Source organism: Marinobacter sp. G5_S1_61_S3, from assembly GCF_054968585.1.
Genome location: NZ_JBQKUK010000010.1, coordinates 127,659 through 149,895, shown reverse-complemented (window position 1 = coordinate 149,895; position 22,237 = coordinate 127,659). Strand labels below are relative to the sequence as shown.

Below are 22,237 nucleotides of genomic sequence, written 5' to 3'. Positions count from 1 at the left end.
CCCGTAGCTCCGCCTGATAGTTGACTCTCGCGGGCAGCCCTTCCACTATTTGGGAAAACAATAAGGCAAAGCCCGTGACGCAGAGTTCTTTCAAGGTCGTTATATTTGGCGCTGGCAGTATCGGCTGTTACCTCGGAGGCAGGCTGCTTTCTTCCGGTGTGAACGTGGTCATGGTGGGCCGAAAGACCATGCAGGAGCGCCTCCGAACCTCCCCACTGACGGTCACTGACTATGAAGGGTTTCGCTTCCACAGCCAGCTGACCGAGCATCAGTATGTGACCTCTGCCGAGGCGGCAGGCAACGCCGATCTTGTGCTGGTAACGGTCAAATCCGCCGCCACCTCCGAGGCCGGCAAACAGCTCGCGCCCTGGGTGAGCGAGGGCATACCGGTGGTCAGCCTGCAAAACGGAATCTCCAACGCAGAGCACCTCCAGGCCGCTATGCCCAACGCCAACGTATTGGCCGGGATGGTTCCATTCAACGTGCTGCAACAGGAGCCGGGGCATTTCCATCAAGGCACTCAGGGCCACCTGATGGCCGACCGGCACCCGTCACTGCAGCCGGCCCTGTCCTGGTTTGAGCATGCCGGGCTCCCCCTGGAACTGCGGCGCGATATCGAATCGGTGATGTGGTCCAAGCTGTTACTCAATCTGAATAACCCGGTCAACGCCCTTTCTGGCGTTCCGCTGCTGGAAGAGCTCTCGCAAAGGGACTATCGCCGCTGCCTGGCAATGGCTCAGAGAGAGACGCTAGAGCTCCTTAAATCGGCAGGCATACCCACGGTAAAACTCACAGGCCTGCCTACCAAACTGATTCCTTCCGTGATGTCACTACCAGATTGGCTGTTTACCCGACTAGCCAAACGGATGCTCACCATCGATCCTGTTGCACGTTCCTCCATGTGGGAAGACCTCCAGGCCGGGCGCCCAACCGAAATTGACTGGATCAATGGCGAAGTGGTGAAACTGGCGGAAAAGCTGGGTACGGACGCACCGGTCAACCGCAAACTCGTGCGACTGATGCATCAACGGGAGGAAACGGAAAAAACCTGGGGTGCTTCTGAATTGCTGAATGAGCTCACCGATCACTCCAGACCATAACCTGCCGGTCAAAAGCGAACACATCGTTTCGAGAGGCCAGTCACACTCCAGCTCATCCCGCCGAAAAAGACAAAAAAACGGCCACTTCCGACCTGTTGCGCTGATCATAATTTGTGCAAGTTGCGAATGAATGGTGTCTCGCCAGGCACCATTCATCCCCAACAACGGAGACACAATAATGAACAAGATCCGACACTGTGACGAAAGAGACACCTCCTCCAAAGGCCATTCCCTGTTTCGACTCCTGGCGGTCACTGCGATGGCCATGGCTATGACAGGCTGCGGCCAGCTGGGACAACTGCTCAGCAATCCCCAGGTCTCTGATGCGGACAACGACCAGGTGATATTCCTGGGCGACTCAATCTTCGCCCTGTCCGGCAAGATCCAGGACGAACTGGAAGCCAAAGCCGGGGAAACCTTCCGCCGCTACACGGTCTCCGGCGCCGAACTCACCGGTGGGTTCCTCGCGCCCTCTGTTGTCGAGCAGTTCGCCACCGCACAGGAGGACAATCCCGACATCCGCACCATGGTTGGTAATGGCGGCGGTAACGACATCCTTATTCCGGCGATTGCCCTTGACCCATACAACTGCAAAACCCAGTGGTATCAGTTCGGCCGCCTCAGCAGCAAGTGCAAGGATCTGATCGATGATCTGTATGTGGACGGCGTGAACTATCTGAACGAATTGTCCGATGCGGGCGTGGAGAACGGCGTGCTGGTGGGTTACTACTACACCAAGAACGGCCTTTTCCGTCTTAAAAGCATGAAACAGGCGGTCGACTACGGCAACAAAATCCTCGCCAGGGCCTGCGAATATTCCACTCTCGACTGTACCTTCGTGGACCCAAGACAGGTGGTGACGGAGAGCGACATCATCTTCGATGGCATACACCCGGCCGATAGTGGCTCCCAAAAGATCGCAGAGTTGATCTGGCCGAAACTCCAGCCTTTGCTGTAACTCAACCAGGGGGCCGTCAACGACGTTGAAAGGCTCCCTGACAACCGGTGAACAGGAAAATACTTTGTGAAAACATCCCTTTGGCTTGCAGGGCTGGCCGTGGTGATTCTGGGCACGGCCGGCTTTATCCTTAGCCTGTCGACGACGCCCGTACAGCCTTTGACGTCCGAGACCTCGTCCACTCCGGTGCTGCCCGGCCAACCAGCTACATCACCGCCGGCCCAATCCCAGGGGCCATCAGCCCTGAGCAATGAAGACCTTGCAAAGCTCTCCGCGTACGAGCAATGGCTGGAAGACAACCGGCTGCTGTTGCAGGGCATGCCCATGCTCGAACGCCAGACAGCGCTCTGGGAAAAACGGGAGGCACTGTTCGGTGACGAGGCCAGCCGTATATGGGGCGAGCGGGAGTCTCCCATGCATGCGAATCAGGACGCCTTTCAGGCGGAACTGCAGCGACTGGACCAAGCCCACGAAATCACCCCGGAAGAAACCGCGCACCAGCTTAAAACCTCAGTAGAACAGCTTTACAACAACGATATGGCCCGACGGCTTATTGGCCCGGACGTGATGGCTCGCACCTTGTTCAGCCTCGACGCTGTTCAGAGCCACCTCCACACCTTATCGGCAGACGCTCGCCAGGAACGCATCAACAGCCTGCGCCGCCAGATGGGCTATCCGGAAGAAGCCATCAGCCGCCTTTCAAAGCAGGACCAGCAACGCAACGAACGCTGGCAAAATGGCAAAGCCTACATGGCCGAACGAAACCAACTTGCCCGGCGCTATTCCGGAGATCAACTGGATAAAGCGCTGGACGATTTGCGTGCAGAACACTTCGGGCGCTCTGCCAAAACCATTGCCCTTGAGGAACGAGACGGATTCTTCCGGTTTGAGCGAGAGCGGCGATTTGGGGTTAACTGAAATCCGCAATCACAATCGGTGAACGTTTCGTGACGGATCATAACGAGTCGGCTTCTCAGCCACTTTTCCATTCAACGATGCTTTGAAGAAATCCAGAACTTTCGCGTTCTTTAACGGCGACTCCTCAAAGTAGGCGTGGGAATCCCCGACATGAGGCTGGCTGGTAACGTCGATATAGGTCGCCACCCTGGAATCCAGCCGGCGCAGGTAATGGCCAAGCCGGGCTTTCTGCTGTTCGCCCATTTTCAGGCGTGAGGCCTTTAGTGCTCCGTCGTTTTCGTTGATGGTGATATAGAGACGATTGCGGTAGGGAATTCGGTCCACCCACTCGGCGTGGTTTTCATTATTGGTGTCCGCGGCCACCATCACAACGTTATCGAACAACAGCCGATCTCCGCTGTACACCGAACTCCCCAGCAAATGCTTGTAGAGATAGTTCCCCATGCTGTGCAACATCAGATTCACAGTGAACGGGCAGTGCTTCTCGACTTCCTTCGCAAAGTAGCGGTCCCACGCGGCGGCGTTGTCTGCAAACCGGGCTTCCGCACGCGCCTCCAGATCCATCACGTACTGCGCATGAAAGTCGCTCACCAGGGCTTCCAGCTTCTCCAGCACGCGATTGAATGCCCCTACCGAGGCGAGGGCGTCCCGCTTGTCGCTCTTGTAGCTGAGCACGCCGTGCAACCCTCCACCATTGGCGGGCCAACTGAACACAATGACTTCAACGCCGAAGTTCTGCTCCAGCCTTTCGGCACGATCAAGCACATCAGTCATATCGTTGTTGTAACCATGAACAAACAACAGCAGGTTTCTTCCGTTCGGGCGCGCACCAGCGCCGTGGCCGGATCTCTCGATCAGTTTGCGGGCCACGTAGGCGCTCGCCGGGTAGGTATTGTCGGGATTAAGATCGACACTCTTCGCCATTTGCGGTGTGATCTGGTCAGGCAGGATATCAATATGCCAGCGGTTTCGCCGGCGGGATGCCTCCGCCAGCCGCAACTCGTTGGGGCCTTCAATGGGTTTACTGCCAAAGGCCTCACTCTCTGAGTGTTTGCTTTCATCGACGGTTCTATTGGTTACGATATACATGGAGCAGATTCCTTTATGCTTCCATGCCACGGAACGACCTGGTGGCCACTACTGATAGGAAGTAACGAAAAGTTCCCTGACGGCCGCCCTACAACCCCCTATGATGAACGGCATCAGAATTCAATCGCACGGTGGGAATGTTGCTACCCAACACCTAATTAATTAGCAAACTGAACTAAAATGTCAAATCACCACACGGCCCCGGAATCTTGCCCATGCTGATCTACACTCTCTGCGCGATGTCCGTGATTGCCGCCTCGGTTTTCTATCTGTTTTTCTACCGCAACTGGCGTCGCGAGAGACAGCTTCAAACTCCCTTTCCGGAGAACTGGCGCGCGACGCTCGAGTCCCAGGTGCCCCTATTCCCCGGGTTGCCGGCCAAGCTGAAACGACAACTGGAACAGCATGTACAGTTGTTCCTGGCGGAGAAATCCTTTTACGGCTGCGATGGGTTCGAGGTGGACGACACCGTACGCCTGACCATCGCGGGACATGCCTGCCTGCTCATCATGAACCGCAGCTATTCCGACTTCGACGACATCCGCAGTATCCTGGTCTATCCGGATGCCTATCGTGTCAGGGATATTGAGCATGATGGCCTGGTGGTGAGCGAGAGTAACGAGATTCGCGCCGGCGAAGCCTCAAGTTATGGACAGGTGGTTCTGGCCTGGACACAGTGCGAGGAAGGTGCCGTCAACCCTGATGGGCACCACAACGTCATTCTTCACGAATTCGCCCACCAGCTGGACTACCTGGACGGCACTGCGGACGGCGCTCCGCCACTCAGTGGCGAACAGGCAAGACATTGGCAGGAAACAATGACCCAGGCCTATGAACACTTGAGACAGTCGCTTCAACATCACCAGAAGCCCTGGCTGGACCCATACGGCGCCACCGAACCCGCCGAGTTTTTTGCAGTGCTGACGGAAGCCTTTTACCAACAACCGGAGCACCTGAAAGCGGAACAGCCGGAAGTCTACGAAGCGCTGCAACGGTTTTACCGATTAGACACGGAGGCAATATCCCATGGAGAACGGCGATAAGACAAAGCGTGAGGAGTCGGGAGCAGACAACAACTCCCAGAACAGTCAGGCGCTGATTGACGCCATCAACATGCGCAGCATGTCGCTTATCACACTCACAAGTATCGCAACCCTTTATTTTATTGACTGGGCCCAGGCGGTTCTTTTGCCACTGGTGGTGGCGGTGTTAATCAGCTACGCCCTTGAACCCCTTGTCGCTACAATCAATCGGTTGAGAGTACCCCGCCCCCTGGCGGCGGCTGTGGTGTTGATTCTGCTTATAGGTATTATTGCCGGAGCCAGTATTCCCCTGAAGCAGGAAGCCATGGCTATGCTGGACAAGATACCGGTGGCCATCGAACAGTTTCAGCAGAATGAAGCCAGCCGCCCCAAGGACGGGGAAAGCATGATGGAAAAAGCGCAATCCGCCGCAAAGAAAATTGAAGCCACCGCCAGCCCCGATCAGGGCAACGAAGACGCCTCCCGATCGGGTGCAACGCCCGTGCGCGTGGTGGACGAACCCCTCGAGATCAAAGATTACGTACTTCAGGGTTCCCCGGCAGCGCTGGTGCTGATTTCCCAGTGCTTCTCGGCGTTGTTGCTGGTGTATTTCGTGCTCGCCATTGGCTCGCTGTACAGACGCAAGATCGTCAAAATATCCGGGCCATCCTTCGCACGAATGCGTAAAGCCGCCCGAATCATGAACGAGTTCCATCGCAGCGTACGGCAGTTCCTGTTTGTGATGTTTGTAGGTGCCGTATTTGTGGGCGTGCTGACCTGGCTGGCGTTTTTGGCACTGGGCGTTGAACAGGCCGGCTTTTGGGGTGTTTTGGCAGGCGTCGCCAGTGCCGTGCCGTACCTGGGTCCGTTCCTGGTGCTTATGGGCACAGGTGTGGCCGCCTTTATCCAGTTTGGCGAATTGGAGATGTCGATCATTGTTGCCGGCACGTCACTGGCCATCACCAGCGTTCAGGGCTATCTGCTGACGCCCTGGCTTACCAGCCATATCTCCAGCCTCAACGCGGTTGCCATCTTTATCGGCCTGCTGTTCTGGGGCTGGCTCTGGGGACCCGTAGGCCTCGTGGTTGCCACTCCAATCCTGATGATCGTCAAGTCATTGTGCGACCATGTCGTTAATTTACGCCCGGTCGGTGAACTGCTAGGAAAATAGACGCCCCATTCACTCATTCATCGCTTAATAACAACAAAGGAGACACACGATGTTCGACAGTGAAATCCCCCTGATGGATATGTTGTTCCGACTTTTGGCCGCGGCTGGGCTGGCCCTGTTACTGGGGCTGGAAAGGGAATTGAGAGGCAAAGCCGCAGGCCTGCGCTCCCACATGCTGGTGTCATTGGGGGCCTCGGCCTTCATTATGATGGGGATTCATATCCTGTTCGCCACGGCCGAAGGCGACCCCTCGGCACGAATCGATCCCACGCGGATCGTTGAGGGCGTCATCGGCGGCATCGGTTTTCTGGGTGCTGGCAGCATTATTCAGAGCCGTGGCAGTATTCAGGGTATTACCACTGGTGCATCCATCTGGACAGCGGGCGCAGTTGGCGTTGCGTGCGGCATCGGCAACCTCGCCCTGGCCGGCATGGTCACGGCGCTGGCGCTGATCATCATGGTGGTTCTTGGCCGGTTCGAGCACGAAGTCATTAACGATAATTAGGTCATTAACGATAATTAGGTCATTAACGATAATTAGGTCATTAACGATAATTAGGCCATTAACGATAATTAGGCCATTAACGATCACTGATCCGGCCAAAACGGGAGGTCAGAACGCAGCTGTCGACAGCCCGGCCACCCACTGGATCATTGGCGAGGGATAAACACCCAGCACCAGGATCAACACGGCCACGACCAGCAGCGTCAGCCCACCAATGCGGTTACCCCAGTCGTTGGTGGCGTCCATCCGGCGCATTCCGGGTTCCGGCAGGTACAGGGTGACCATCACCCTCAGATAGTAGAACAGGCCAATGGCACTGCCTGCGACGATACCGCCCACCAGCCACCAGCGGTTTTCAGCAACCCCCAGTGCCAATACATAGAACTTGCCGATAAACCCTGCAGTGAGCGGGATGCCAGCCAGGGACAGGAAACTCACGGTCATCACGGCTGCCAGCCATGGACGGCGCCAGAACAGCCCACGGTAATAGTGCAGTCCGGCGGCATCTTCACCACTGAACGGGCTGGACAGCTGGGTAACCACGCCGAAGGCTGCCAGTGTGGTGACGAGGTAGGTCACCAGATAAACCCCCACGGTTTCTACCGCCAGTGCCCCACCTGCAACGATAGCCACCATCAGGTAGCCAAAATGGGCAATGGAGGAATAGCCAAGCAGTCGTTTCAGGTTGGATTGGAACAACGCCAACAGGTTGCCCCCCAACATGGTGATCAAGGCCAACAGTGTTATCAGCGTGTTCAACCAGTCGCTGTTAAACACCGGCGCAACGGTCACCAGACGCAGTAACAGCACGAACACCGCCAACTTGCTGACCGTGGCGAGGAAAATGGTGGCCGGCGCAGGCCCACCCTGGTATACGTCCGGCGTCCAGAGATGAAAGGGAACAATGGAGAGCTTGAAGCCAAGCCCCACCAGCATCAACACAGCCCCAGCCAGCGTCCACGCATCGGAGGTGTTTGCCAGCCCCGTCGCCAGGCCCGCCAGGTCGAGATGCCCGGTACGGGCATAGATCAACGCCATGCCAAACAACAGGAACGCCGTCGCGGCCGCAGACAGAACCAGGTACTTGATGCCGGCTTCCAGAGACCGTTCTGCCCGAAAGCTATAGGCCAACATGCCGTAGAGGGGCATCGACAGCAGCTCCAGGCTGATGAACAGGGTCGCCAGATGGTCGCTGGCCACCAGCCCCAGTGCCCCGGTCACCGCACACAAGAGCAACAGGTAAAACTCTTCCTTGGGGCCGATGTAACCGGTGAGGTAATGATGACTCAGGGCGACCGTGACCAGCGCACACAGGAGCACCAGCACGCTGCCCATTAACGCCAGCCCATCCATAGTCATCAGTGGCGGCGATGACAATGCTGTGGAGGCCACAGGCACGCAGGCCAGAGCCAATACCAGCCCAACGGCCGAAACCAACGCTGTGGCACCATGGTGCCGCTGCCAGGCTACGCCAAGCATGACGATCACCGCGGTGGCACCAACGACGATCAGTGGTACGAGTGCAACCAGATTTGCCAGGGTCAGCATCAGTTCACCTCCCCTGCGCGGCTGGCCAGTTCTGCCCCGGCTTGCTCAAACAGCTCGGCAGCCGGGCCCGCTATCGGGGCGGTAATGTCGAGTATTGGCTGAGGATAGAGCCCCACCATCACCGTCAGCACAAGCAGCACCAACATCATGCCGTATTCTCGCGCGTCCGGCCCTCTCAGGGCGCCCTGGCGGTATTCCGGGCCATAATGCACCCGCTGCATCAGCAGCAGGGAGTATATCGCCGCCAGCACCAGCCCCACGCTGGCAATCACCACCACGACCGGCGCGCTGGGGAAGGTGCCAAACAGCACCATGAATTCACCCACGAAATTGGCGGTGGCAGGCATACCCAGGGAGGCGGCAACGAAACACAGGGTAAAACCGGGCAGCACCGGGATTCGACCCCATAAGCCGCCCATGATCCGCATGTCACGGGTGTCAATGCGCTCATACAGTTGGCCGCTGAGAATAAACAGCCCGGCACTGGAGAAGGCATGGGCCACCATGAGGATGATCGCACCCTGAATCGCCAGTTCCGAGCCTGAATACAAGGCAATCAGCACGAAGCCCATGTGGGAGATACTGGTATACGCAATCAGGCGCTTGATGTCCTGCTGTCCACACGCCAGTACGGCACCATAGATAATGCCCACCAGCCCGAGTGTCATGGCGACAGGCGCAAACGCCTGGGACTCTTCCGGGAACAGCGGCAGCGCAAACCGCAGGATGCCGTAGGCGGCGGTTTTCAACAGGATACCGGCCAGATCGACACTGCCGGCGGTCGGCGCCTGGGCATGGGCATCCGGAAGCCAGCCATGGAATGGGACCACCGGCAGCTTCACGGCAAAGGCCACAAAGAAGCCCAGCATCAGCCACGGCGCCAGCGCCTCCGGGACCTCGGTATCCAGCAAGGTGTCGTAGCTGAAGGACAGTTCGCCGGTGTTGGCGTAATGCACGAACACCAGTGAGAGTATCGCCACCAGCATGAGCAGGCCACTGGCCTGGGTGTAGATGAAGAATCGGGTAGCGGCTCGAATCCGGGTCTGCCCCGCCGAGCCGCTGTGCCCCCAGAGCGCAATCAGGAAGTACATCGGCACCAGCATCATTTCCCAGAACAGGAAGAACAGGAACAGGTCCAGCGCCAGGAATACGCCCACCACACCACCGAGGATGAACAGCAGGTTCAGGTGGAAAAAGCCCACACGGTGGTCAATCTCGTGCCAGGAACAGAGCACGGCCAGTGCGCCGAGGAAGCCGGTCAACGCCACCAGGATCAGCGACAGGCCGTCCATCGCCAGATGAATCTCAATACCAAAACGCGGGATCCAGGACGTTCTCCATTCCAGCAGCCAATGCCTGGTGACCTCGCCCGGCAACGCAAAATCACCGGTTACCCAGAGCACCAGGCTGATGACCAGAACAAACAACATGGTGGCCAGCGCTATCCAGCGAGGCGCCCTGTCGCCCCAACGGTCCGCCTGCCAGCACAGCAGCCCACCCACAAACGGGATCAGGATCAGCCACACCAGGATCATGCTAGCCCTCCCGGCAACACCGCCAGAGCCAGCAGGATGATCGTGGCGCCCAGTACCATCACCAGGGCGTAGCTGCGCACGCGACCGTTCTGGCTTTTCACCAGCCCGGCGTTAAGCGCACGCGCCAATAGCGCTGGCAGATTCATCACCAGGTTCAGCAGATCCACCCTCAGAACCTTCACCATCCACTGCCAGGGCTGCACCAGCACCCGATCAAACAGGGCGTCAAAACCCCACGCATGGTGCCAGAGCCTCCACAGACGAGCGCCTATGCCCTGCCCGACCTGTTTTGCAAGCCAGTCACGCCGCCAAAGGAACAGCCATGCTGCCAACAGCAAACCCGCAATAGCGGCACCCATGGCAAGTACCTGCAGCAGGGTATGGCCGGTGTCCGCTGCTTCTCCGGGTGCGTCCGGGAAGAGTCCGCCAAGGCCCGGATAGAGCCAGGCGCCGATAAAGGTGGACAGCACCGCCAGCACCATCAACGGCAGGTGATGAGTCAGTGGGTTGGTGCCGGATTCCGGATGGCGGGCGTGGTCGCTTCCGGGCTCGCCATGGAAGGTGCCGAGGATCAGTCGAACCGTATAGATGCCGGTCAACACCGCGCCCAGCAATCCAACAATCAATAGGCCGGTCTGGTCAGCCGCCATTGCCTGCCACAGGATTTCGTCCTTGCTGAAAAAGCCAGCCGACACCAGTGGCAATGCCACCAGCGCCGCGCCGCCCACGAGGAAGCCACCATAAGCCACGGGCAGCTTGCGCCAAAGCCCGCCGAGCCGCCGCATGTCCTGTTCGTGGTGGCAACTGATGATCACTGCCCCGGCAGACAGGAACAGCAGGGCCTTGAAGAAGGCGTGGGTCACCAGATGGAAGATCGCAGCATCGAACGCGCCTACCCCCAACGCCACGAACATGTAGCCAATCTGGCTCATGGTGGAGTAGGCCAGCACGCGCTTGATATCGGTTTGGGCCAGAGCCGCAAAGGCCGCCAGCAGCAGAGACACCGCCCCGATCACGCCGACCAGCAGGAGCACATCCGGGGCCAGCAGGAACAGGCCATTGAGCCGGGCAATCAGGTACACGCCCGCCGTGACCATGGTCGCCGCGTGGATCAGCGCTGACACCGGCGTGGGGCCAGCCATGGCGTCGGGCAACCAGGTATGCAGTGGCACCTGAGCCGACTTGCCGAGGGCACCACCAAGTACCAGTAACGCCGCCAGGTTGGCGGTGGCACTGCCTTCTTGCCACTGCTGCGGAGCCAGGGCCAGCAATTGTTGGATATCGAGTGTGCCCAGCTCCATGAAGATCAGGAACAGCCCGAGCGCCAGGAACACGTCGCCAATGCGGGTTACCACGAACGCCTTGAAGGCCGCCCAGCCGTTGGCACTGCCCTGATAGTAATAGCCGATCAGACCATAGCTGCAGAGGCCGACACCCTCCCAGCCGAGGAATAGCAGCAGCAGGTTGTCTCCCAGCACCAGCAGCATCATGCTGAACACAAACAGGTTCATCCAGGCGTAGAAGCGGGTAATGCCTTCCTCACCGGTCATGTACCAGGCGGCGAATAGGTGAATCAGGAAACCCACACCGGTAATCACTGACATCATCACCAGCGCCAGGCCATCCACTGCCAGGCCGATGGTGGGCTGGAAATCCCCGACGGCAATCCAGGTCCAAAGGGTTATTCCTTCACTGCCGCCGGCATGAGCCATCGTCGCCCAGGCCGTGGCCAGCGCCGCCAGCCCCACACTACCGACGCCCACGACGGAACTGGCCAATGCGCCCAAGCGTCCGCCGCTGAACGCCAGGATCAATGTGCCCGCCAAAGGCAACAGAAACGAAAGAGTCACTGCCATCGCCATCATCCACGCATCCTGCTAACGGCATCCAGATTCAGGGAGCGGAAGCGCTGGTAGAGCTGAATCATCAGCGCCAGCCCAACACTGGCTTCCGCCGCCGCCAGGGTAATGACCAGCAGGAACATGGCCTGGCCGTCCGGCTGGTTCCAGGCCGTGGCCCCCACCACAAATGCCAGCGCCGCCGAGTTGAGCATGACTTCCAGGCTCATCAGCACAAACAACATGCTGCGACGCAGCATCAGCCCCAGCAGCCCCAGGCTGAACAGAATGGCGGCCAGGATCAGCCCATGCTCCATGGGAATTCCCGTCATGAGTTGCCTCCCTGGTTGCGGTTGTCCATTGACCTCTGCTTTCGCAAAGGATTTGATCGCCGGCCCACATGGGACGCTGTCACCAGGGCCGCCAGCAGGAGAATGGCGGCCAGCTCCACCACCATCAACCAGGGCCCGAACAGGGTCAGGGCCACGGCTCGTGCGGTCAGCAGCTCACCATCGATCATCTGCTCCATGCCACCCTGACCGATCAGGGCCGCCAGGGCACCCAGAAGCAGCAACGTTAGCAACGACGGCCCTGCCCAATGGCGAGGATTCCGCCAGGACGGTTCCCGCTCTGCATCCGACCGCAGGTTCAGCATCATCACCACGAACACAAACAACACCATGATCGCCCCGGCATACACGATGATTTCCAGGGCACCGGCAAACGGTGCTCCCAGAGCGAAGAACACCAGTGCCACGGCGATCAGCGACACGATCAGATACACCACCGCATGAACCGGGCTGGTGCCGGTGATCACGCCAATGGTCGCCAGCACCGCCACCAGTCCGCTGACATAGAAGGCCAGCTCCATCAGATTGCCTCCTCCGGCTTACGGTCGCTATTGCAGTGACTATCAGGGTAACAACGTGCGCACATCCTCCGGCGCCTCCTCGTTCTGGGCCTGCCCCTTGTCCTTACCACCGATGGCCATGCCCGCTACCTTGTAGAAGTGGTAGTCATGGTCTTTACCGGGACCATTGATCAGCAGATCCTCTTTCTCGTACACCAGTTGCTGGCGATCATACTCGCCCATCTCGAAGTCCGGCGTCAGCTGGATGGCCGACGTCGGGCAGGCTTCCTCGCACATGCCACAAAAGATGCAGCGGGAGAAGTTGATGCGGAAGAACTCCGGGTACCAGCGGCCGTCTTCCTGCTCCCCCTTCTGCAGCGAGATGCAATCCACCGGGCAGGCCACCGCACACAGGTTACAAGCCACGCAACGCTCTTCGCCGTCCGGATCGCGGGTCAGCACAATGCGGCCGCGGTAGCGCGGTGGCAGATAGACCTGTTGTTCCGGGTAGTTCACCGTCTCACGCTTGCGAAAACTGTGCATGAACACCATGCCCAGGGTGCGCAATTGCGACCAGGTGGCCGGCAACAGCCAGAGCATGTGTTTGATGATCGGGACCTTTTCTCTTTCCATAAGTCCTCCCTTATTCAGCCACCAGGAGCATCACCGCCCCCGTCGCCAGTAAGTTGATTAGTGTCAGCGGTAGGCACACCTTCCAGCCAAAACTCATCACCCGGTCGTATCGGGGTCGGGGTAACGATGCCCGCAGCAGGATAAACAGCATCAGGAAGAAGCCGGTCTTGAGCGCAAACCACAGAATTGGCGGCAGCCACGGGCCGTGCCAGCCACCAAAGAACAGCGTGACGATCAGCGCCGACACCAGCACCATGCCCACGTATTCGCCGATGAAAAACAGGCCGAACTTCATGCCGGAATATTCAATGTGGTACCCGTCGGCCAGTTCCTGTTCCGCTTCCGGCTGGTCGAACGGGTGGCGGTGCGTGACAGCAATACCGGCGATCAGGAAGGTGGCGAAACCGAAGAACTGGGGAATGATGAACCAGAAACCTTCCTGGGCGTTGACGATGTCTCGCAGGTTGAACGACCCGGCCATGGCCACCACCCCCATCAGCGACAACCCCATGAACACTTCGTAGGACAGTGTTTGGGCCGTGGCTCGCATGGCGCCCAGCAGGGCGTATTTGTTGCCGCTGGACCAGCCCCCGAGCAACACCGCGTAGACGTTGACCCCAGCCATGGCCAGGAAAAACAGCAGGCCAATGTGCATGTCCGCCACGCCCCAACCGGGGGTAATCGGGATAATGACAAACGACAGTAGCAATGAGGCAAAGGCAATCACCGGCGCCAGGACGAACAGCGGCCGGTCGGCGAATGGCGGTATCCAGTCTTCCTTGAAGAAAATCTTGATCATGTCCGCAACCAGTTGCAGAGTGCCAAACGGCCCGACCCGATTGGGCCCGTAACGGTCTTGCCAGAGCCCAAGCAGGCGGCGCTCCACAATCGTGAGTACTGCACCCAGCAGCACGGCGCCCAGCAGGATCACCAGGGCCTGGAACATCCCCCAGGCAATGGCAGCCAGTTGCGGAGTCCACCAGCTCATGGTTCACCTCCGGCGGAGTTGTCCAGTGCTACCGGTTCTCCCGGAAGCAGTCCGGCAAACAGCCCGGCGGGAAGACCGATCCAGCCTTTAGGCCAGCCATCCTGCTGAACCACTGATAGCGTTTCCCCAAGAATGGTCACCGTGTCACCGCCCCGGACCGAGAAGTGTTCAGCGTCTTCCCGGCTCAGGGTGACACTGGGCGTTTGCGTACGTTTTTGAATGGGCGTGGCCAATGAGGACGTCTCTTCGCCACCGAACAGTCTTGGCAGAATCAGAGCCCGTAAAGCTGGCGAGCGTTCTCCACTTTCGACGCCCTCGGCACGTTGAGGCGGCCGGCTGTAATGGCCCTGCCCCGGAACCGGGCGCATCAAACGCACGCCGGGGTCACCGCCGCGCAAATGCCCGCCTACTTCGTCGGTAAACTTGTTCCAGGCCTGAGGCGAGTTCCAGCCGGGCGCCCAGGCAAAGGGCACCTGCTGCCGGGGTTCGTGATAACCGCTGTAGCCCTCCATGGAATAGGCAAACGCGGAATCCGGGTCCTGCGGCACCCGTGGTTCGCTGACGTTCTGGTTCGCCCGCATGGAGGTACGGCCACTGTACCGGTGGGGCTCCCGCGCCAGCTGCAGACCATCAATGCGGTAGTGTGAGGCGGGAGCGGCCTCCTCCATACCGCTCAGCTCTGGATGAGCCTCGACACACGCCGCAATGACGGTATCCAGAGTGATATCACCGGCCTTCTCGCCTTGCAGGTTCACCGCCAGTGCGTGCAACCAGCGCCAGCTTTCATGAATACGGCTTTCCGGCCGCATGTAACCGGGGTCATATACCTGGAAGAAGCGTTGCGCCCGGCCCTCCAGATTAACCAGCGTACCGTCCGCCTCCGCGAAACTGGCCGCGGACAGCAGGAAGGTGGCGCGCTCGGCCGTTGCTGTGCGTTGATGATCAAGCACCACGCAGATCTCTGCCTGCGCCAGTGCTGTATCCACCGTTTGCCGGGGCAGTCGTTGGTACAGGTCGTTTTCCAGCACCACCACGGCATCCGCGTCGCCTTTAGCCAGCTCTTCCAGTGCCCAGTCCAGCGGTTGGCCGCCCATCAGCGACAAGCCCGTGCTGTTGGCCTCGCGCCGTATCAGTGCCAGCCCGCCCCGTTTTGCGCGCCGGGACAATGCTCGGGCCACATTCCCGGCCGCTTCCAGTACCGGTTCGGAGGCCAGCGATCCACCACTGATAACCAGCGGACGCTCCGCCGCCATTAAAGCAGTGGCAATGGTTTCAGCAGCCTCAGCCATGGCCTCGGAAAGCCCTTCCACCGGCGGGGCGGCCGGGTCGATCCGATGGGCCACCGCAAAGCCAAGGCTGGCAATCTCATCGGGACTCAAGGCATAGCGAGCCGCAGCCACATCGTCCAGGTCCGTGGTCGTGGGCCAGGCGATAAACAGCGGGTGGTAACGATCCTGCGCCAGAGTTTTGAGGGCTTCGGCATTCCAGGCCGGCACACCAATAGTCTCGCCCAGTGCCTCACGGCGCGACAGCGCGGCCTGACGAAGGCTCAAGCCCAGACGACCGGCGCTCTGGACCGGGTCTTCGCCCAGAACCAACACGGCGTCGTGATCTTCCATCTCGCGGGGCGTGGGCGTTGGCAGGCCGGTATGGCGTTGCAGATGATTCATCAGGTCAAGGCAGGCCTGTTCCCGCGACTCAATGCCGGTGGAAAAGTTTTCCACGCCGACCAATGCCTGCAACTGGTGATTACTCTCCAGGCTGGCCCGTGGCGAGCCGATGCCGATCACCCGGCGGGAATGGCGCAGAGCGTCGCTGATACGGGCCAGAGCGGTGTCCACTTCGAGGCTGACCGGATCACTGCCTGACGATTCCCGACATTCCGGCAGTCGCGGCCGATCTGCCCGGTTGACGTAACCGTAGCCGAACCGGCCCCGGTCACAGAGGAAATACCCGTTCACCTCACCGTGGTAGCGATTTTCAATACGGCGCAACTCTCCGTACCGCTCCCCCGGGCTGATGTTGCAACCCATTGAACACTGGTGGCAGATGCCGGGCGCAAACTGCAGATCCCACTTGCGGGTGTAACGTTCGGAATGGCTCTGATCCGTGAACACGCCGGTGGGGCATACTTCCGTAAGATTGCCGGCGAAGGGGCTTTCCAGAATGCCTTCTTCGTAGCGACCGAAATAGACATTATCCTTGGCACCAAAGGCCCCCAGGTCGGTACCACCAGCGTAGTCGTTGTAAAAACGCACACAGCGGTAACAGGTAATGCACCGGTTCATCTCATGGGCAATGAACGGCCCCAGATACTGGTTCCGGCGCGTGCGCTTGCGGAACCGGTAACGGCGGCGATCATGGCCGGTCATCACCGTCATGTCCTGCAGGTGACAATGCCCGCCCTCCTCGCACACCGGGCAGTCGTGGGGATGGTTGATCATCAGCCACTCCACCACACTGGCGCGGAAGGCTTTGGCTTCCTCATCGTCGATATCAATGCGGGTCTGATCCGCGGCTGGCGTCATGCAGGACATCACCACCATGCCCTTGTCGTCGTCCTTGTCCTTATACTGTTTGACCGCGCACTGGCGGCAGGCACCCACACTGCCCATGGCCGGGTGCCAGCAAAAATAGGGAATATCCAGGCCGAGGGACAGACACGCCTGGAGCAGGTTGTGGGCTCCATTGACCGTATAGCGTTGTCCATCCACGTGAATCGTCGCCATGTTGCCTGCCTATCCTTCGATGACTTTCGCTCAGATTTCTCCCACCGGAATCGGGTCCTGATGGGCCTTACCCCTGGGTTTGCTGACGCCCTGCTCAAACTCCTGCCGGAAGTGTTTGAGGGCCGTCTGTAACGGCATGGCGGCGCCGGGAGCATGGGCGCAGAAGGTCAGCCCTGGGCCGCAGTCCGCCGCCAGCTTGTCCAGTAGTTCGATATCGCCAGTTTCACCCTGCCCCAGTTCCAGTGCCCACAGCAGTTTGACCGTCCACGGCAGCCCGTCCCGGCAGGGGGTGCACCAGCCACAGGATTCCCGCGCAAAAAATTCCTCCAGGTTGCGCATCAGCGCCACCATGCTCTGTTCCTGAGGTACCACCGTCAGCAACCCCGTCCCCAGACGACTGCCTTCCTTGCCCACGGTGTCGAAATCCAGCGGCAGCTCGAGATGCTCCGGCAACAGAAACCCGGTGCTGGCGCCGCCTGGCAGCCAGGCCTTGAGTGATCGGTTGCCACGCATACCCCCAGCCCGCTCAAGGATTTCTGCGCCGGTTGTCCCCATGGGCAATTCCCACAGGCCGGGCTTCTCCACCGGGCCGGACACGCCATAGAGTTTGCTGCCACCGTCGTCAGTGCGATCACCGGATAGTGCCTGATACCAGTCCGCACCCTTGAGGATCACCGCCGGCACGTTGCACAGGGTTTCCACATTGTTCACCACCGAGGGTTTGCCCCAGGCCCCGGACTGGCCCGGGAACGGCGGCTTGGCACGGGGGTTGGCCCGTTTGCCTTCCAGCGAATTGATCAGCGCGGTTTCCTCGCCACAGATGTACCGCCCTGCGCCGGTATGCACGGCAATGTCGAAATCAAAGCCGCTGCCATTAATGTTGGCGCCCAGCCAACCGGCCTCCCTGGCTTCGTCCAGAGCTCGGTTCAGAACTCGCGCTGCCTCCACGTATTCACCGCGTAGAAAGATGTAGCCGTAAAAGGAATTGTTGGCCAAAGCCCCCAGAATCATGCCTTCGATCAGCAGGTGAGGCTGTTGCTCCATCAGCAGGCGGTCCTTGAAGGTGCCTGGTTCCATTTCGTCCGCATTGCAGATCAGGTAGCCCCGGGGCATGTCGCCGCCCTGCAGGGTCAGGCTCCACTTGAGCCCGGCAGAAAAGCCCGCACCCCCGCGACCTCGTACATTGGCGTCTTTCATGGTGGCGATGATGGCCTGAGGGTCGCCGTTGTCCAGCGCCTTGCGAACCGACTGGTAGCCTTCCTTGCGCAGGTATTCGTCAAGCCAGATCACTTCGCCGTCGTCCCGCAGCCGCCAGGTCAGCGGATGGGTATCCGGATGACGGTCCGCCTCCGGTTGCAACAGCCGGCTGCGATAACGCACGGATGTTCGCTGGCTGGAAATGGACTCGCTCATGGGTAACCCTCCAGCAGGCCCGGCAGGTCGTCCGGCGACACCGGGCCATAGGTATCATCGTCAATCATCAGCGCCGGCGCGCCATCGCAGGCACCCAGGCAGCAGACCGGCAGCAGGGTGAACCGGCCGTCTTCTGTGGTCTGGCCATAGTCGATTCCAAGATGGCTCGCCAACGCCTGTTTCAATTCGTCGAAACCACTCAGAAAACAGGAACTGCTGTCACAGACCAGCACCACATGCCGACCCACCGGCTGTCGAAAAATCAGGCTGTAGAAGGTCGCCACGCCCTCTACCGCCGCGGGGCCGATACCAAGCACCTTTGCAATGGCGCCAATGGCACCATCCGGCACCCAGCCGTATCGGCGCTGGACGATTTTCAGGGCCTCAATGCACGCGGCCTGAGGCTGCTCGTAGTGCCCCACTTCTCCCAGCATCGCGGCCTCGTCCGCGGGATCAAGTTCGAATCCGTCGGTGCCGATAAGCCGATGTGTCTGCGGTGTTGTTGCCATCATCAGCGGTCCACGTCTGCCATCACGAAGTCGATACTGCCCAGGTGGGCGATCAGGTCCGGCACGAAGCCTCCACGCATCACCGCCGGTATCTGCTGCAGGTGCGGGAAGCTCGGGGTGCGGATGCGGGTACGGTAGCTCATGGTGTTGCCGTCACTGGTCAGGTAATAACTGTTGATGCCCTTGGTGGCCTCAATCATCTGCAGGGATTCATTGGGTTCCAGCACCGGCCCCCAGGACACCTGCAGGAAGTGGGTAATGAGGGTTTCAATGTGCTGGAGCATGCGTTCCCGGGGTGGCGGCGTCGTCAGCGGATGATCTGCCTTGTAGTCACCCGTGGGCATATTGTTGACGCACTGCTGGATGATTCGAAGGCTCTGGCGCATTTCGTCGATACGCAACTGTCCCCGATCGAACACATCCCCGTTGTGGCCCAGCGGCACCTCAAAATCGAACTGTTCATAACCGGAGTAAGGCCGCTGCTTACGCAAATCAAAATCGCAGCCGGTGGCCCGCAGGTTAGGCCCGGTCACCCCCCACTCCAGTGCCTCGGCTGTATTGAAGGCCGCCACATGGCGGGTCCGCTCGCGCACGATGGCGTTTTCCATCATCGCCCGCTCGTATTCCTTCAGGCGTGCAGGCATCCAGTCCAGAAAGCCCTGCACCAATTTTTCCCAACCCTGTGGCAGGTCCTGCATCACACCGCCAATGCGGTACCAGGCCGGGTGCATGCGAAAACCGGTAATGCCTTCGATCACCTCGTAGCCCCGCTGCCGGTCGCTGAAGGTGTAGAACACCGGCGTCATGGCCCCCAGATCCTGCAGGTACGTCCCGAGGAACAGCAGATGGCTGGTGATGCGGAACATCTCGGCCATCATCACCCGAATCACCTTCACCCTGTCCGGCACCTCAATACCGGCCAGTTTTTCTGCGGCCAGCACATAAGGCAGGTTGTTCATCACGCCACCGGTGTAATCAATGCGATCGGTGTAGGGAATAAAGCTGTGCCACGACTGGCGCTCGGCCATTTTCTCGGCGCCCCGGTGGTGGTAGCCAATGTCCGGCACGCAATCGACGATTTCCTCACCGTCCAGTTGCAGCACGATGCGGAAAGCTCCATGGGCGGATGGGTGGTTGGGCCCCAGGTTGAGGAACATAAACTCCGCCCCGTCGCGTTCACGCTGCATGCCCCAGGCTTCCGGGTCGAACCGCATGGCTTCCTGTTCGGCATCCTGGCCTTCCACAGTCAGGGTATAGGGGTCAAACTCGGTGGCCCGGGCGGGGTAATCCTTCCGCAGCGGGTGGCCTGTCCAGGTCGGCGGCATCAGGATCCGCTCCGGATGCGGGTGTCCGGCGACGGCGATGCCAAACATGTCCAGAATTTCCCGCTCGTACCAGTTGGCATTGGCGAAGACGTTGCTAACGGTGGGCACCCGCAAATCGCTCTCTGGCAGCCCAACCTTCAGGATCAGGTCTTCATTACGCTCCACCGACAGCAAGTGGTAGAACACGGTGAAGTCAGCCTCTGGCAGACCGTTCCTGTGACCACGCAAGCGCTCATCCACGGCCGACAGGTCATAGAGCATGGAAAATGGCGCTGGCTGCCGCTTCAAGTGGGTCAGGATATCCACGATGCTCTCACGAGACACCCAGAATACGGGCATGCCCGTCAGCGTGGGCTGTACATGCAGTACATCCTCTCTAAAATCGCCCAGCAGGCTCTCTAAGTCAGCGGTGCCTGTCGTCATCGTTGCGTTTGTCACAGTTTGTCCGGCGTTCTCAGTTCGGTGGCCTGGATGCGCTGGTCCCGCCATTTTTCACGCTGGGACGGCATCTCCGCCCGATAGACACCCTGATCGCCCACCACCCAGGACAGCGGGCGGCGCTCCTCCTGAATGGAGTCCTGCAGCAACTGCAACCCCTGCAGAAAGGCCTCTGGCCGGGGCGGGCAACCGGGCACATACACATCCACTGGCAGGAACTTGTCGACGCCCTGCACTACCGAGTAGATATCGTACATACCGCCGGAGTTTGCGCAGGAGCCCATGGAGATTACCCACTTGGGTTCCAGCATCTGGTCGTACAGTTGCTGGATCACCGGTGCCATCTTGATAAAGCAGGTACCGGCAATCACCATGAAATCCGCCTGTCGGGGCGATGCGCGGATAACTTCGGAGCCGAAACGGGCAATGTCGTGGGGCGCGGTGAAGGCCGTGGTCATTTCCACGTAGCAGCAGGACAGCCCGAAGTTGTAGGGCCAGAGGGAATTCTTGCGGCCCCAGTTGACCGCGGAATTGAGAACGTCGCTCAGCTTGCCGGTGAACACATTGCGTTCAAGCTGGCGTTTCACCGGATCTTCCGACGGTTCCTGTTGCCGTACAGGGTATTGCGTGTCACCGTCCGGCGAAGGTTCCGCCCTGGTCAGTGTGTAGGACATGCTGCGCCTCCATGGGCGCTGGTCCCAACAGCGAAATCACCGTTGGCCCGCGCCATAATCGGGTGCGTTGAATCAGCCTGCCGGACTACGAGGTCTACCGCTGGATGATTCCGGGGCCCAGTCCAGGGCACCGGTACGACTGTCATAGAGCAGACCGGCCAGCAGAATCAGGATAAAAACCGCCGCGCCCCAGAATCCTGTCCAGCCCACGTCGGGAATGACAATGGCCCAGGCAAACAGGAACACGGCTTCGATATCGAAGATCACGAACAGCATCGCGACCAGATAAAACTTGACGGAAAAGCGTTGTCTGGCATCACCGGTGCCGACGATGCCGGACTCAAAAGGGAGGGATTTGCTGACACCCCGGCTACGCCCTCCAAGCAAGCTGGAGGCACCCACCATAAAGGCACAAAGGCCCAATGTGGCAACGATGAAGAAGCCGGTGGCCCAGTAGCGGACCAGCAAGTCAGTGACGGTGTCTGCCATGCGCTCTCCCTATGAATTCAGGATGAAGCCCTGACTAGAAACCTAACAGTGGATTAGCGTTTGCGCAAATAATGAACGGCGAAAATCAATGACCTGGGGCAACTCAGCCGCCCCTCACACCCAACCTGTCCAGATAGACATGGAGCTCCGCTTCGCTGATGTTGACGTATTCCACCACCCGGCCATAGAGCATAACCGTTGGCACGTTACGACCTTTTAACTCATGCTGGGTTTCGTGTAACACATAGAGAATGATCCGCTCCGTGCGGGTGAGACCGTCACGGGCGTCGGGGATGGTTTCCAGCAGGGTATAGATTTGTTCCGGCGTCAATGAACTTTCTACCTCACCTCTGAAGCGCTGTTCTCAACAGCGCACGAATTCACACCACAGACGAATCGGATGGGCCCCTTTAATTCAAGCGAGACCATCACTACAGTATTTCCGCACCACCCCACAAACTTATACGGACATCCAGACTAGCGGACAAGCGGGGACCGACGATTG

At 59.5% G+C, this 22,237-nt stretch carries 21 protein-coding genes; 6 read left to right on the top strand and 15 right to left on the bottom strand.

What is annotated here, in order from left to right; translation table 11 throughout:
- Positions 1-74: 74 nt before the first annotated feature.
- The 3 genes from ACTRWH_RS11795 (at position 75) to ACTRWH_RS11785 (ending at position 2,976) form a co-directional block, all read left to right on the top strand.
- Positions 75-1,100: a 2-dehydropantoate 2-reductase gene (locus ACTRWH_RS11795; protein WP_462826432.1), complete on the top strand. Its 1,026-nt coding sequence runs from the start codon at positions 75-77 to the stop codon at positions 1,098-1,100.
- Positions 1,101-1,278: 178 nt separating this feature from the next.
- Positions 1,279-2,058 carry an SGNH/GDSL hydrolase family protein gene (locus tag ACTRWH_RS11790; RefSeq protein WP_036204420.1) on the top strand — a complete coding sequence of 260 codons (780 nt, stop codon included), beginning with the start codon at positions 1,279-1,281 and terminating at the stop codon, positions 2,056-2,058.
- A gap of 66 nt (positions 2,059-2,124) precedes the next feature.
- Complete coding sequence (locus ACTRWH_RS11785) at positions 2,125-2,976, top strand: lipase secretion chaperone (protein ID WP_075195892.1); 852 nt, start codon at positions 2,125-2,127, stop codon at positions 2,974-2,976.
- A 9-nt stretch (positions 2,977-2,985) separates the two neighbouring features.
- Here the strand turns inward: ACTRWH_RS11785 and ACTRWH_RS11780 are convergent, their stop codons facing one another.
- A complete protein-coding gene (locus ACTRWH_RS11780; protein ID WP_462826430.1) occupies positions 2,986-4,065 on the bottom strand; it encodes an alpha/beta hydrolase in 1,080 nt (359 codons plus the stop codon).
- A 215-nt stretch (positions 4,066-4,280) separates the two neighbouring features.
- Between ACTRWH_RS11780 and ACTRWH_RS11775 the strand changes: the two genes are divergently transcribed.
- Genes ACTRWH_RS11775 through ACTRWH_RS11765 form a run of 3 tightly spaced genes read left to right on the top strand, consistent with a single transcriptional unit; the run spans position 4,281 to position 6,763 of the window.
- Positions 4,281-5,108: a M90 family metallopeptidase gene (locus ACTRWH_RS11775; protein ID WP_085681397.1), complete on the top strand. Its 828-nt coding sequence runs from the start codon at positions 4,281-4,283 to the stop codon at positions 5,106-5,108.
- The gene (locus ACTRWH_RS11770; protein ID WP_036204413.1) at positions 5,092-6,258 is read left to right on the top strand and encodes an AI-2E family transporter; all 1,167 of its coding nucleotides are present in this window, start codon (positions 5,092-5,094) and stop codon (positions 6,256-6,258) included. Before ACTRWH_RS11775 ends, ACTRWH_RS11770 begins: the two co-directional genes overlap by 17 nt.
- 49 nt (positions 6,259-6,307) lie before the next feature.
- Positions 6,308-6,763 carry an MgtC/SapB family protein gene (locus ACTRWH_RS11765; protein WP_075195894.1) on the top strand — a complete coding sequence of 152 codons (456 nt, stop codon included), beginning with the start codon at positions 6,308-6,310 and terminating at the stop codon, positions 6,761-6,763.
- Between the two features lie 108 nt (positions 6,764-6,871).
- Here the strand turns inward: ACTRWH_RS11765 and nuoN are convergent, their stop codons facing one another.
- From nuoN to ACTRWH_RS11695, 14 genes are all read right to left on the bottom strand, one after another.
- Complete coding sequence (gene nuoN / locus ACTRWH_RS11760; RefSeq protein WP_462826429.1) at positions 6,872-8,311, bottom strand: NADH-quinone oxidoreductase subunit NuoN; 1,440 nt, start codon at positions 8,309-8,311, stop codon at positions 6,872-6,874.
- The gene (gene nuoM / locus ACTRWH_RS11755) at positions 8,311-9,846 is read right to left on the bottom strand and encodes an NADH-quinone oxidoreductase subunit M (RefSeq protein WP_462826428.1); all 1,536 of its coding nucleotides are present in this window, start codon (positions 9,844-9,846) and stop codon (positions 8,311-8,313) included. Before nuoM ends, nuoN begins: the two co-directional genes overlap by 1 nt.
- Positions 9,843-11,711: an NADH-quinone oxidoreductase subunit L gene (nuoL, locus tag ACTRWH_RS11750; protein WP_462826427.1), complete on the bottom strand. Its 1,869-nt coding sequence runs from the start codon at positions 11,709-11,711 to the stop codon at positions 9,843-9,845. Before nuoL ends, nuoM begins: the two co-directional genes overlap by 4 nt.
- Positions 11,708-12,016 carry an NADH-quinone oxidoreductase subunit NuoK gene (gene nuoK / locus ACTRWH_RS11745; RefSeq protein WP_007151973.1) on the bottom strand — a complete coding sequence of 103 codons (309 nt, stop codon included), beginning with the start codon at positions 12,014-12,016 and terminating at the stop codon, positions 11,708-11,710. Before nuoK ends, nuoL begins: the two co-directional genes overlap by 4 nt.
- Positions 12,013-12,555 carry an NADH-quinone oxidoreductase subunit J gene (nuoJ, locus tag ACTRWH_RS11740; protein ID WP_462826426.1) on the bottom strand — a complete coding sequence of 181 codons (543 nt, stop codon included), beginning with the start codon at positions 12,553-12,555 and terminating at the stop codon, positions 12,013-12,015. Before nuoJ ends, nuoK begins: the two co-directional genes overlap by 4 nt.
- A gap of 42 nt (positions 12,556-12,597) precedes the next feature.
- Complete coding sequence (gene nuoI / locus ACTRWH_RS11735) at positions 12,598-13,146, bottom strand: NADH-quinone oxidoreductase subunit NuoI (RefSeq protein ID WP_036205735.1); 549 nt, start codon at positions 13,144-13,146, stop codon at positions 12,598-12,600.
- A 31-nt stretch (positions 13,147-13,177) separates the two neighbouring features.
- Positions 13,178-14,155 carry an NADH-quinone oxidoreductase subunit NuoH gene (gene nuoH / locus ACTRWH_RS11730; protein WP_462826424.1) on the bottom strand — a complete coding sequence of 326 codons (978 nt, stop codon included), beginning with the start codon at positions 14,153-14,155 and terminating at the stop codon, positions 13,178-13,180.
- Positions 14,152-16,884 (bottom strand): NADH-quinone oxidoreductase subunit NuoG, encoded by a 2,733-nt coding sequence (gene nuoG, locus ACTRWH_RS11725; protein ID WP_462826423.1) that lies wholly within the window; start codon positions 16,882-16,884, stop codon positions 14,152-14,154. Before nuoG ends, nuoH begins: the two co-directional genes overlap by 4 nt.
- A 30-nt stretch (positions 16,885-16,914) precedes the next feature.
- Positions 16,915-18,297: an NADH-quinone oxidoreductase subunit NuoF gene (nuoF, locus tag ACTRWH_RS11720; RefSeq protein ID WP_075195902.1), complete on the bottom strand. Its 1,383-nt coding sequence runs from the start codon at positions 18,295-18,297 to the stop codon at positions 16,915-16,917.
- Complete coding sequence (nuoE, locus tag ACTRWH_RS11715) at positions 18,294-18,809, bottom strand: NADH-quinone oxidoreductase subunit NuoE (protein ID WP_075195903.1); 516 nt, start codon at positions 18,807-18,809, stop codon at positions 18,294-18,296. The genes nuoF and nuoE overlap by 4 nt, the downstream gene beginning before the upstream one ends.
- Positions 18,809-20,554: an NADH-quinone oxidoreductase subunit C/D gene (gene nuoC / locus ACTRWH_RS11710; RefSeq protein WP_075195904.1), complete on the bottom strand. Its 1,746-nt coding sequence runs from the start codon at positions 20,552-20,554 to the stop codon at positions 18,809-18,811. Before nuoC ends, nuoE begins: the two co-directional genes overlap by 1 nt.
- 11 nt (positions 20,555-20,565) lie before the next feature.
- A complete protein-coding gene (locus ACTRWH_RS11705; RefSeq protein ID WP_075195905.1) occupies positions 20,566-21,243 on the bottom strand; it encodes a NuoB/complex I 20 kDa subunit family protein in 678 nt (225 codons plus the stop codon).
- Positions 21,244-21,315: 72 nt separating this feature from the next.
- Positions 21,316-21,732, bottom strand: a complete 417-nt coding sequence (gene ndhC / locus ACTRWH_RS11700; protein ID WP_041335332.1) for an NADH-quinone oxidoreductase subunit A — start codon at positions 21,730-21,732, stop codon at positions 21,316-21,318.
- A gap of 103 nt (positions 21,733-21,835) precedes the next feature.
- Complete coding sequence (locus ACTRWH_RS11695; protein WP_462826422.1) at positions 21,836-22,063, bottom strand: hypothetical protein; 228 nt, start codon at positions 22,061-22,063, stop codon at positions 21,836-21,838.
- Between the last annotated feature and the right edge of the window lie 174 nt (positions 22,064-22,237).